This window comes from Leptolyngbya sp. KIOST-1 (genome assembly GCF_000763385.1).
Taxonomy (GTDB): domain Bacteria; phylum Cyanobacteriota; class Cyanobacteriia; order Phormidesmidales; family Phormidesmidaceae; genus Nodosilinea.
This window is the reverse complement of the sequence record NZ_JQFA01000002.1, coordinates 1086120-1098130: the sequence shown is the minus strand read 5'-3', so window position 1 is coordinate 1098130 and position 12011 is coordinate 1086120. Positions and strand designations below refer to the sequence as shown.

Sequence of the window (12011 nt, the reverse complement as noted above, 5' to 3'; positions counted from 1 at the left end):
CCAAACGTTGGATGGAGGCGTGGAGGACTGGTCAGGGCTGGCAGCGCCCTGACTGAGCCGGGGTAACCAACTCCAGGAAGGCCGCTGTTCTATAGAGGTGGCGGACCTCTACCCAGCCTTCATCCCCTGGGGCCAGAAGTTGCTGGCTCAGATCGAGGGGGGGGGCCGGGGCCGTGGGCTGGGTGGTCTCCTGGGGTTGCTGGTCCAGGGATACCCCTGAAGGAATAGAGCAGACCTGCACCCTGACCCAATCGACATTGTCAGCGGTAGTTTGGCGACTGACAACCCTGAGAACACTGCCTGTCGCCACGAGGGCCGGGGCTGATCCAGCCGTTGTGGGCTGCACCGATGGGACTGGCTGCGGCCTTAGTCGCAGTCGCCCGTCCCCGATTTCGGGCAGGTTGGGGTCGGGGCTAGAGGCCTGCTGTGACTGCCAGTAGGACCCCAGGGGCACCTCAAGGGTGGCGGCCAGGGCCATCTCTGGCAGCGGCTGCCCCGCCAGGGCCGCCAGGGGCCAGGGCCGCTGTAGGGGCCGCAGGGCTACGGGAACAGCCGGACGCCGACCAAAAAACAGACCCACCGCACCCAATACCGCCAGGACCACGGCCATTCCCCCCAAAAAGGCTCCCCAGGCCACCCTTGAGCGCCGGAGGGCCGGGCTGGCGGCGGTTCGACCGGCCGGTGCCACCACGTGGGTGGTGGGCCGGGTCGTTGGGTGGGACGCGTCAGGTTCCAGGTCGTTAGGTTCGGCCTGGGTTTGTCGCAGCGGGCCAGGGTTAAGGGTTACCGCAGCCCCCGGTTGGGGAATAAATCGCATCAGCCCTACGGTGACGTTGTCGTGGCCGTTGAGCCGATTGGCCTGCTGAATGAGGGCTGAAACCGCCGGGCCGAGGGAACCTGGCTGCTGATTCAACGGGCCAACCAGATGGGGGGCCAGGGCTTCCACTCGGTCGTAGTCGCTGAGGCCATCGGAGCAGAGCAACAGTACAGCTTTGTCGTCGAGCAGCAAATGCTGCACGGTGGGGTAGAGCAAGTCAGAGTTGCTGATGCCCAGGGCCTGAATCAGCGCCCCGCCGCTGGGTAGCTGCACGGCCTCGGAGTAGAGGGCGTAGCCCAGCTGGGCTTCCCGCGAGGCGACATCGTCATCGACGGTAATCTGGTAGCAGGTGTGGGGGCTAATGCGGTAAGCCCGACTATCGCCGATGTGGGCAATCGAAACGTAGGGGAAATGGACCAGGGCCACGACGACCGTGGTGCCCATACGGGCCCGAGCAGAGCGCTGTTCGTCGTTGTTGCGGGCGGAGATGGCATCGTTGGCTAGAATCAGGGCCTGGCGCAGGCGTTCGGCGATCGCGCTGGGAGACAGGTGGGGCTGCTGAGTCAGTGGCTCCAGCTCCTGCTGGAGCAGTTTGATCGCGGTTTGCGACGCCACATTGCCCTGTTCGTGGCCGCCAATGCCATCGCACACCAGCAGCAGGGGTGGGGGATTGGGGCTCGCTGTGCGTCCGGAGAGGCGCTGCTGGCGGGCCTCTTTTTCGGGATAGCAGGCATCTTCGTTGCGATCGCGGGTTGGTCCCTGATCGGTATCCGCCGCCCAATCTACGGCCACCAACAGCTCCCGCCCGAGGGTTTGAATCGCCCCCTCCAGTTCCGCCAGCAGATCCTTGGCCGCGCTCAGTTGACCATCTTTGAGGCTCTTCACCAGCCATCCCAGGTAGGGCCGGACGGAGGGCTGAGCGGTTTTGACCAGGGATTGCCACCCCGCGGCCAACTCGGCCAGGGGAGGGTGGGCGGCGTCAGGCGTCAAGGTGGTCAGGCGCAGCAGCGCTCCATCGACCCGCAGCTCGTCGACCCGCAGCAGGGTCGAGGCCACCCGCTCCGTGGCCAACTGGGGCCACAGCTGGGCCAGCTGCCGCAGCCAGTTCAGCTGCTGCAGGGCCGTTCCCTGCACCCAGGCCTGGGACAGGGAGGGCAATAGCGCCGCCTCAACTTGACCCTGGGGGGCTTGCCCGCTGTCGCCCTGAACGGTCTGCGCAATGCGCACGCTGATTGGCGCCATATCGAGCAGCAGGACCGCTGCGGTGAGCCCGGTTTGTTCGGGGATCAGGTAGGCGTAGGGCCTGGGCATGTGCTGACCCAGGGCAAACAGCTTCAAATAGTTAAGGACCGAGGCTGGAATCTGCTCCAGCGGAGGAACGGGGTGGTCGGGCCGGGTATCTAACCAGATGGAGTGGGCTGTGGGGGGCGAAGTTGTCCCATCGCTCCAGACCAAAAACCGACCGGCGACCAGATCGCCAGGACGAGCTTTTTGAGGACCATCGCTGATCGCCAGCACAAATCGGTATAGCAAGGGAGTCTGGCAAACCTTGCAGTGGCTGGCAGGGGGGGCCGAAACCGACCGACAGGATGGATTAGAGCACTGGATCACGATCCTCTAAGGGCAGGTAAACAGCTGGTTGTCTCCGGTCGTCTGCGGGGTCTCTATGGTCTCTATACGTGGTTTCTCGAGTACCTGAGTTTAAAGGGTAAGCCCCCCAATCATGAACAACTAAGAGACGTTAACCCCTGCCCAGCCACAGTCTCGCTGCCATGTCGGTCCGCCACACCCAACTGTAGACATCTGCCTGTAGTTTAAGCAGACTTGATCATTCAGCGGCCATACGCAGGGAAGGAGGCTACTGGCGCTTGATTCTAGCCTGCCGATTCTTCGGCTTCAACCCGTGGCAGTCCCATGCTGTAGTTGAGGGCGCGGCTTTTGAGGTTGTAGCTGATTGCCCCCTGAAGCAGCAGCTGACGGATAAACCCCTCCAGATCAGAGCCAATCCGGCGCAGGTTGTAATCGGTTAAATCTTCTCCGGCGGCGGCATCGACCAGGCGGTCAAACTCGGCATAGACGGCCTTGAGGGCATCTTCTGACCAGTTGAATTCGTTGTCGGGATCGATGTCGAGGGTGAGTTTGTCGTCGCTGGGCACCAGTTCGTTGTTGGCAACAACAGCGGTATAGATGTGGATATGCCGGGTAGTTGATTTGAGCATCATAGCCAGGTTTTGCCCCTTGTATAGTCGTTCTGGGTGGTTTCCCCCCAGGCTGGCCCAGAGTGGCGTTGCTTCTGTGATTGTATAGCACCGCCCTAACGCAGGTCTGAAACAGGAGCTTAAAACAGGTCTTTTTTGCCTCGTAGTCGGGCAAAGGTTTGCACCTCTGAGCTGCTGCCCGTGGCCTGCTGAAGGGCCGGGGTGTCCCACCGCAAAAAGGGGTTAGTCTGTTTTTCTAGGCCCAAATCCGTGGGCACGGTGGGCTGGTCTTGGGCCCGGGCAGTTTGGACCTGCTCCAGGCGATCGCGCAGCGCCCCATTGCTCCCATCCACGGTGATGGCAAACCTGAGGTTGTTGAGGGTGTATTCGTGGGCGCACCAGACGCGGGTGGTGTCGGGCAGCCGCCGCAGCTTGTCCAGGGACTCGACCATTTGCCCGGGAGTGCCCTCAAACAGGCGACCACAGCCGCCCGCAAACAGGGTATCGCCGCAGAACAGTTCCCCCCAGTCGGCGGGGGCCACCGGGGGAAAGTAGTAGGCGATGTGGGCCCGAGTGTGGCCGGGCACAAAGAATACTCTGGCCGACCGTTCGCCAAAGTGAACTTCGTCGCCCTCCCGCAGGAAATGGGTCTGCCCCGGTATTCGGCCCCGATCCTCGACTCCACCGTAGACCTGGACCCCAGGGAAGCGCTCCAGCAGCTGCTGGTTGCCGCCGACGTGATCGCTGTGGTGGTGAGTGTTGAAAATGGCAGTCAGGTCTGCGTCCAGACGCTCCAGTAGCCGGAGCACCGGCTGGGCATCGCCGGGATCGACTACCGCCGCCCGGGCATTGCCCACGTCGTGAAGGACAAAGATATAGTTATCGCGAAAAGCCTCTACCCGATGGATCTCCATGGTGATCTCCCTGACTGAACTCGTTTGCCGTAATGGCTCTTTCCGTAAGTTTGCTGTGGCAAGCCTGCCTTAGCTGAGCTTTAATACAAATTTACTGAATCTTCACCGACTGCCCGGCCGTAATCCTTAGGAATTGGGCATGCTGAGGGAAGGTAAAAGTGTAGCTCTCGCTACAAAAACTCCGCGCCAAAGCGCCGCCGTTTAAGCCTGCTGCCGTTTGGTATGGCAAAGCATCTATCGTCGTCACTCCTGCCTTAAGGATTTCAGTCATGGTGTCATCCCCTCCCCAAAACCCCGCCTTAAATATTCAAGCCCTGGTCAACACGGCCATGGCCCAGGGCGTTTTAAGCCGCCGGGATCACCTGCTCCTGTCGACCGCCATGCTGAGCAACCCAGCCCTCTCCCCCAGCGATCGCCAGCATATCAACCAGGTGTTCGACAGCATTCGGACCGGACGAGTGCGCCTGGCCGACTGATTAATTGACTGATACAGGCCTCCAGGATAGGGACTCCGCGCTCTGGTTACCCCAGGGCGCTTTTTGCGACGGTATCGGTTTACTCCTACAATTTAAAGCAGCGGCGACTCACCGTGGGCGATCCTGTCCGTGGGTGATACTGTCCGTGGGTGATACTGTCCGTGGGTGATACTGTACGGTCGGAGTCCGGCTCTCTCCCAAAACTCGGTTGCTGAGGCGTTGGGGACCAAGTTTTAGGGCGTGTCATCAATTGTGGCAAAATGCCCGGTATATCAAGCTTTGCCACGCCCTACCCAAACGACAGGCTAGGGGCTGTAACCCTTGATTTTTGAGCGTTTAGCAGCTAGTTGATGACAGTCCCTAGGGGTTACACCTGTGCGTCAAAAACGACCTCGCTACGGCGAAACCGTCGTTGAAGAGAACTATCGCCGCACTCGGCTACACCTAATTTGTGGCGCGATCGCCCTGGCTGGAGTGGTGTTCACAGGGGTGCTGTGGTATCGCCTGGTGGAGGGCTGGAGCTGGCTGGACGCCACCTACATGGCGGTGATCACCCTCTCGACTGTAGGATTTGGGGAGATCAATCCGCTCAGCCCCCGGGGACGACTATTTACTATCCTGCTGATCATGATGGGGGTAGGCGTGATCGCCTATATCCTCAACAGCCTCACCGATGCCATTGTGCAGGGGCACTTTCAGGCCGGGTTTCGGTTGCTCAAACGGCGCAGACGGATGGAATCGCTACAGGGACACTACATTATCTGCGGGTTTGGGCGGACCGGTCGGCAGGTGGCGACAGAGTTTGCCGCTGAAGCGATTTCCTTTGTGGTAGTTGACTCCGACAGTACGGCAATTCAGGCCGCCCAACAGCTCCGGTACGTCACTCTAGAGGGGGACGCCACCCAGGATCAGCTGCTGCTACTGGCGGGGGTGGAGCGGGCTCGGTGTCTGGTGGCGGCCTTACCCTCCGACGCTGAAAATCTCTACATCGTGCTTTCAGCCAAAACCCTGTCGCCTGGAATTCGCACCATCGCCCGCGCCAGCAGCGAAGAGGCTATGCTCAAGTTGCAGCGAGGGGGAGCCGATGTGGTGGTGTCGCCCTACATCACCGGCGGCAAGCGGATGGCGGCGGCGGCGGTGCGGCCCCAGGTGGTGGATTTTTTGGACGGCATTCTGGCAGGGGCCGAGCGTTCGGTCTACGTGGAAGAGTTTTTGCTGCTGCCCGAAAGCTGCCCAATTGTTGGTAAAACCCTGGCCGAAGCCCAGCTCGGCCGCCAGTCGGGGGCGCTCATTCTGGCCATTCGCCGGGCCGACAACACGCTGATTTTTAGCCCCTCTGCCGATACCCGCCTCTACCCCAACGATATGGTGATCACCATGGGCAACGCCGATCAGCTGCGGTTGCTCAACCAAATTTTGAGCCCCATTGAACGCTAGACCCAGCAGACCGATGGACTGACAAATTGATTGCCTGATGACGATCAACATCGCACTGCTGCGCGGCACTGGCATCGCTAGAAAAGACTGAATCTTACAACTTTCCGCACAATGGGCCGTTTCTGGCTATTTGTCGCTAGCGTTCAGTATTGAGGTTCTACGGAAGGCCCACCCAGCGCTGTAGTCGGGTCCGTTGTGGGCTTGGCATTGTGTAAATCAGCCCTAAGGGGGTGTCACCAATTGTGGCCAAAAGCACGGTATATCAAGCCTTGTCATGCCCGCCCCAAACGACAGGCTGGGGGCTCTAATCCTTAATTTTTGGGTGTTTAGCAGCTAATTGAAGACTCCCCCTAGACTTGGCCATTCCCTATGCAAGATCAAGCGCTGGAACGAGAACGCGTCATTTTGGTCATTGACCCCAATCGCGATCACGCGCACGTGATGCAGCAGGTGCTGACCCAGCGGGCAGGCCGCGATCGCTTTGAGATTTTGATGGATGGGGAGGCTGCAATCGACTACCTGCTGCAGCGGGGCGAGTATGCCCAGGCACCCCGTCCAGATTTAGTCCTGCTCGATCTCGATTTGCCGGGCGATGGTCACCAGATACTCACCACCATCAAAACTACGCCCCATCTCAAGCGGATTCCGGTGATTGTGTTTTCAGAGTCTGAGCGGGCCGAAGATGTCCTGCGGACCTACACCAGTCAGGGCAACTGCTATGTGGTGAAGGCGGCTGACCTGGGGCAACTGTCCCACACGGTGCAACAGATCGAGGCGTTTTGGCTTGAGATTGTAACGCTGCCGTTGAGGTAAACCTTGCTCGGTTGAATACGTTTGGTAAACAAACGAAAACTATTGATTAGTCTTGCCAAAAGTAACACCTACTTCTGGGCTGGATTGAAACCTAAATTCACCTGAATAGTAAACTTCCCATTTTTTTAACAACCTTGCTCTAGAGGTTCAAATCAACTGAGATATGCTGGCAGGTGGAGTCGTTTAGAGTCACTTCAGGTTGCGGTAGTCTCATTTTTGCGATTGATTGAACAATAGTTAGGGCTTTGGTTATCTACTATCCCTGGCCCTGTCTATGCCTCACCTACCATCGTAAAATTTCTCCCCAGCTCAACGATTAGGTGTTCAGGTCTGCCTCAGCACGTGGGGTTCAAGCTCAGGAGAATTAAGGTGTCGGGTGGTGGCGCTTGGTCCAAATGCGTCAAAGGCCACCGATGTTCTTGGACTCATGGAATGGGATGTGAGGCCTAAAAGGCTTCGTTGATTTGAAGAAAATCAGGACTCCATCTGACGAATGAGCGTGAAAAGAAAGCTCATCCGAAGGCTTTGCATGTTTTTTGTCCCGCACGTTAGGTCACGACTCAACCCCACTCAACGTCTGCAAATTTTGCCAGGAGAGCGATCGCTATGTCCCTTCGAAATCTGAACCCTGACACCCAGTTCCAGAGTCTCAAACAGCCCGAAATCCACACTCTGACTCAGGTGCAGCCCCACGGGGTGTTGCTGGTGCTGCGGGAGGCTGACCTGTCGGTGGTGCAGGCCAGCCGCAACACCCGGGAAGCCTTTGGGCTGGCAGCGGAGGAGGTGCTGGGTCAGACCCTTGACGACCTGCTGGACACCTACCAGGTGGACCAGGTGCGGGTCGGGCTGCGTCACGAAAACCTGGACATCATCAACCCCACCAAGGTGTGGGTGCGCCGCCGGGGTGACGACTACGGGGTCTACGACGCCATTTTCCACCGCACTGGGGACGGCTTTTTGGTGCTGGAACTGGAGCCCGCCCTGACCACCGAAACCATTCCCTTCCTCAGCTTTTACCACCTGGCCCGGGCCTCCATTGGCCAACTGGAGGCCGGGTCCGCCAGTCTGGCCAACTTCTGCCGCATCATTGTCCGTGAGGTGCGCCAGGTGACCGGCTTCGACCGGGTGATGCTCTACAAGTTTGACGACGACGGCCACGGCGAGGTGCTGGCGGAAGAAAAACTCGACGACATGGAGTCGTACCTGGGGCTGCACTTCCCCGAGTCGGACGTGCCCCAGCCCGCCCGCAAGATGTTTCTCTCCAACTGGATTCGGGTGATCCCCAACGCCAGCGCCGAGCCCGTGGACCTGGTGCCCGCAATCAACCCTGTTACCCAGCGGGGCACCGACCTGGTGATGTCGATTTTGCGGCAGCCCTACCGCTGCCACACCGAGTATCTGCACCACATGGGGGTGGGGGCCTCGCTGACCATTTCGCTGATGAAGGACCAGAAGCTGTGGGGGCTAATTGCCTGCCACCACAAGACGCCCAAGTATGTGCCCTACGAACTGCGCAAGGCCTGTGAATTTCTGGGCCGGGTGATCTTTGCAGAAATTTCCACCCTGGAGGAGGAGGCCGACCAGAGCTACCGGCTGAAGCTGGCGGCGGTGCAGTCGGCCCTGATCGACCAGATGGCGCGGGAGGACTATTTCATCGATGGCCTGGTGCGCCACGACCCTAACCTGCTGGACCTGGTGGGGGCCCAGGGGGCGGCGATCTGCTTTGGCGGCCAGTGGACCACCCTGGGCCAGACCCCGCCGGAGGAGGAGCTGAACTACCTGGTGCAGTGGCTGGCCAATTCGGCTAACCAGGCGGACCAGGATGTGGTGGTGACCAATGCCCTGCCCCTGGACTACACCGAGGCCCAGCGGTTTAAGGATGTGGCCAGCGGGCTGCTGGCGATTCCGATCTCCAAGCGCAGCTATGTGCTGTGGTTCCGGCCGGAGGTGATTCAGACGGTGAACTGGGGCGGCAACCCCAACGAGGCCTACACCCTGGTGGGCGAGGGCGAGGCCCAGTGGCTGTGCCCGCGCCAGTCCTTTGAGCTGTGGAAGGAGACCGTGAGTCTGCGATCGCTGCCCTGGCAGGCGGTGGAGGTGAAGGCGGCCCTGGAACTGCGCAAGGCGATCGTCAACATTGTGCTGCGCCAGGCGGAGGAACTGGCCCTGCTGGCCAATGACCTGGAGCGGTCCAACGCCGAGCTGAAGAAGTTTGCCTACGTGGCCTCCCACGACCTGCAGGAACCCCTCAACCAGGTGGCCAACTTTGTGCAACTGCTGGAGATGCGCTACGACGCCAAGCTCGACGAGGACGGCAAGGAGTTCATTGGCTTTGCCGTGGAGGGGGTGAGCCTGATGCAAACCCTGATCGACGATGTGCTGGCCTACAGTAAGGTGGACCTCCAGGGCATTGAGTGGCAGCTCACCGATGTGCAGCAGGCGCTGGATCAGGCCCTGGGCAACCTGCGCGGCCGGGTGGCGGAGACTGGCGCGGTGATCACCGCCGACCCCCTGCCCACCATCGTGGCCGATGGCACCCAGTTGATGCAGCTGTTCCAAAACCTGGTGGGCAATGCCATCAAGTTTGGCAAGCCTCAGGAGACGCCGCACATCCATATTGGGGTGCAGCGCCAGGAGGAGCACTGGCTGTTCTCGGTGGCGGACAATGGCATTGGCTTTGACCCGCAGTTTGCCGAGCGGATCTTTGTGATCTTCCAGCGGCTGCACACCCGCGATGAGTACGCCGGGTCGGGCATGGGGTTGGCCATTTGCAAAAAAATTGTCGAGTGCCACCGGGGTCGCATCTGGGTAGAATCCCTGCCCGACCGGGGCGCCACCTTCTATTTCACTATCCCCGTTGAAGGACGCGATCGCTACCATGGCAACGGACGCAAGGCCCAAAACTATCTTTTTAGTCGAGGATAACCGGGGCGACATTCGCCTGATCCAGGAGGCCCTCAAGAGCACCGCCGCCCCGTGCGAGATTGTCATCGCCCGGGACGGCATGGAGGCGATGGCCTACCTGCAGCGCCAGGGGGAGTTTGCCGCGGCCACTCCCCCGGACCTGATTTTGCTCGATCTAAACCTGCCCAAGAAGGATGGGCGGGAGGTATTGGCGGAGATCAAAGCCGACGACGCCCTCAAGCACATCCCGATCATTGTGTTGACCACCTCGCGCAATGAGGAGGACATTTGCAAGAGCTACGATCTGCACGTCAATTGCTACATTTCAAAATCGCGGAATTTGGCCCAGCTATTCAAAATAGTGCAAGGAATTGAGGCATTTTGGCTAGAAACGGCGACGCTGCCCTCGCCTCTCCCCTGAACCCGGCGGCGGTGCGCGTACTGTTAATTGAGGACAACCTGGCGGAGGCCCGGTTTTTACAGGAGGTGTTGAAGGGAGCGCCCCGCTGCCGCTTTCAGCTCAGCCACGCCCAGCGGTTGGGGGAGGCGATCGCCCAGCTGGGGGAGGGCGCCTTTGATGTGGCCCTGCTGGACCTCACCCTGCCCGACAGCAGCGGCCTCGATTCCCTCGATCTACTGCTCAGCCAGGCCCCCAGCCTGCCGGTGGTGGTGCTGACCAATACCAACGACGATGACCTGGCGGTGGCTGCCGTGCGCCACGGGGCCCAGGACTACCTGATGAAGCGATCGCTGCAACAGGAGGTGCTGGTGCGATCGCTGTTCTATGCGATCGAGCGGCAGCGGGCCGACGCCGCCCTGCGGGAGGCCAACGAGATTTTAGAAGACCGGGTGCGGGCCCGCACCGCCGAACTAGAGGCGACTAACCGCCACCTGCGCCAGGAGATCGAACAGCGCCAGCGCATCCAGGAACGCCTCACCCTGGCCCAGAACGCCGCCAGTATCGGCACCTTTGAGTGGTGGGTTGGGGGGCCGGAGACGGCGGGTGGGGTTGATCTGATGAGTCGCTTCAGCGCCAACTGGCCCTGGCCAATCCACAGCGACGACCGGGAACGGGTCCACCAGGAACTGCGGCGGGCCCTGCAACAGGGGCAGGGGCTCAACACCGAATTTCGCATTTTAGTGGGGGATCGGGTGCACTGGCTGACGATCAACAGCAGCCTGATCTGCGATCTGGAGACCCACAGCGAGGGGCTGCTGGGCATCCACATGGACATTACCGACAAAAAACAGCTGGAGGCTCAGTTTTTGCGATCGCAGCGGCTGGAGAGCCTGGGCACCCTGGCCAGCGGCATTGCCCATGACCTCAACAATATCCTGACGCCGATCTTGCTGGTGGTGCAGCTGTTGCCCCTGAAGCTGCGCCCCATGGACCCCTGGCTCCAGGGCAAGCTGAATATTCTCGAGGCCAGCGCCCAGCGGGGGGCCGACCTGGTCAAACAAATTCTGGCCTTTACCCGGGGGGTGGAGGGCAAGCGCTTCGCCCTCCAGGTCCATCACCTGCTGGCGGACATTCGCCAACTGGTACAGCAAACCCTGCCCAAGTCCGTGGAGGTCTCCACGGAGGTAGCCAAGGATCTCTGGCCGGTGTGGGGCGATCCCACCCAACTGCACCAGGTGTTTATGAACCTCTGTGTCAATGCCCGCGATGCTATGCCCGAGGGCGGGGTGTTGCGGATTGCGGCGGCCAATGTCACCCTGGATGCGGCGGCGGCCCAGCGCTATCTCCAGGCCCAGCCGGGGGGGTATGTGGTGGTAACCGTGGCCGATACCGGCACTGGCATGGCGCCGGAGGTGCTCAACCGCATTTTTGACCCCTTCTTCACCACCAAATCCCTGGGGCAGGGCACCGGCCTGGGGCTGTCGGCGGTGCTGGGCATTGTCCATAGCCACGGTGGCTTTATCGATGTGCAAAGCCAGGTGGGGCAGGGTAGCCGGTTTCAGGTCTATCTGCCCGCCACCCTGGCCACCAACCCCGATGATCCCCCGGCCCCGGTGCAGATCGATGGCCGCCAGACTACGGTGCTGGTGGTGGACGATGAGCCGGCGGTCTGCGAGACGGTGCGCATGGTGCTGGAACTGCACAACTACCGGGTGTTGGTGGCGGCTGGGGGCCAGGCCGCGATCGCCCTGCTGACCCAGCACCCCACCCCCATCCACACGGTGCTGATGGATCTGATGATGCCCACCATGGACGGACTGACGGCGATTCCCCTGCTGAAGGCCATTAACCCCAACCTGCGGGCGATCGCCATGAGCGGTCTCAACTCCACCGATGCCGTGGCCCGGGCCGAACAGCAGGGTTTCGAGGGGTTTCTGCCCAAGCCCTTCAACCCCCAAGAACTGCTGGAACAGATTCAGCTAGGCCACTAACCCCAGCCTCCCTTCTCGCCAGTCAGGGGGATTGCCAGATCGGCATGCAGCTTTTGCCCAT

At 60.7% G+C, this 12011-nt stretch carries 10 protein-coding genes; 6 read left to right on the top strand and 4 right to left on the bottom strand.

Annotation, left to right across the window (positions count from 1 at the left end):
• Nucleotides 1-31 precede the first annotated feature (31 nt).
• The 4 genes from NF78_RS04915 to NF78_RS04900 all read right to left on the bottom strand — a co-directional run bounded on the left by NF78_RS04915 (nt 32) and on the right by NF78_RS04900 (nt 4200).
• Nucleotides 32-2350, bottom strand: coding sequence for a protein phosphatase 2C domain-containing protein (locus NF78_RS04915; protein WP_035985128.1), 2319 nt, complete (start codon nt 2348-2350; stop codon nt 32-34).
• A 341-nt stretch (nt 2351-2691) separates the two neighbouring features.
• Nucleotides 2692-3039, bottom strand: coding sequence for an NAD(P)H-quinone oxidoreductase subunit M (locus NF78_RS04910; protein ID WP_035985127.1), 348 nt, complete (start codon nt 3037-3039; stop codon nt 2692-2694).
• Between the two features lie 116 nt (nt 3040-3155).
• Nucleotides 3156-3929, bottom strand: coding sequence for a hydroxyacylglutathione hydrolase (gloB, locus tag NF78_RS04905; RefSeq protein WP_035985126.1), 774 nt, complete (start codon nt 3927-3929; stop codon nt 3156-3158).
• A 91-nt stretch (nt 3930-4020) separates the two neighbouring features.
• Nucleotides 4021-4200, bottom strand: coding sequence for a hypothetical protein (locus NF78_RS04900; protein WP_035985125.1), 180 nt, complete (start codon nt 4198-4200; stop codon nt 4021-4023).
• On the opposite strand from NF78_RS04900, the gene NF78_RS04895 reads away from it, so the two are divergent.
• From NF78_RS04895 to NF78_RS04870, 6 genes are all read left to right on the top strand, one after another.
• Nucleotides 4199-4405 (top strand): hypothetical protein, encoded by a 207-nt coding sequence (locus NF78_RS04895; RefSeq protein WP_035985123.1) that lies wholly within the window; start codon nt 4199-4201, stop codon nt 4403-4405. The genes NF78_RS04900 and NF78_RS04895 overlap by 2 nt on opposite strands.
• A gap of 375 nt (nt 4406-4780) precedes the next feature.
• Nucleotides 4781-5842 carry a potassium channel family protein gene (locus NF78_RS04890; protein WP_035985122.1) on the top strand — a complete coding sequence of 354 codons (1062 nt, stop codon included), beginning with the start codon at nt 4781-4783 and terminating at the stop codon, nt 5840-5842.
• Between the two features lie 369 nt (nt 5843-6211).
• Nucleotides 6212-6655: a response regulator gene (locus tag NF78_RS04885; RefSeq protein WP_035985120.1), complete on the top strand. Its 444-nt coding sequence runs from the start codon at nt 6212-6214 to the stop codon at nt 6653-6655.
• 606 nt (nt 6656-7261) lie between these two features.
• Complete coding sequence (locus NF78_RS04880) at nt 7262-9580, top strand: sensor histidine kinase (protein WP_035985119.1); 2319 nt, start codon at nt 7262-7264, stop codon at nt 9578-9580.
• Nucleotides 9534-9980: a response regulator gene (locus NF78_RS04875; RefSeq protein ID WP_035985118.1), complete on the top strand. Its 447-nt coding sequence runs from the start codon at nt 9534-9536 to the stop codon at nt 9978-9980. The genes NF78_RS04880 and NF78_RS04875 overlap by 47 nt, the downstream gene beginning before the upstream one ends.
• The gene (locus tag NF78_RS04870) at nt 9941-11950 is read left to right on the top strand and encodes a hybrid sensor histidine kinase/response regulator (RefSeq protein ID WP_052049808.1); all 2010 of its coding nucleotides are present in this window, start codon (nt 9941-9943) and stop codon (nt 11948-11950) included. Before NF78_RS04875 ends, NF78_RS04870 begins: the two co-directional genes overlap by 40 nt.
• Nucleotides 11951-12011: the final 61 nt, after the last annotated feature.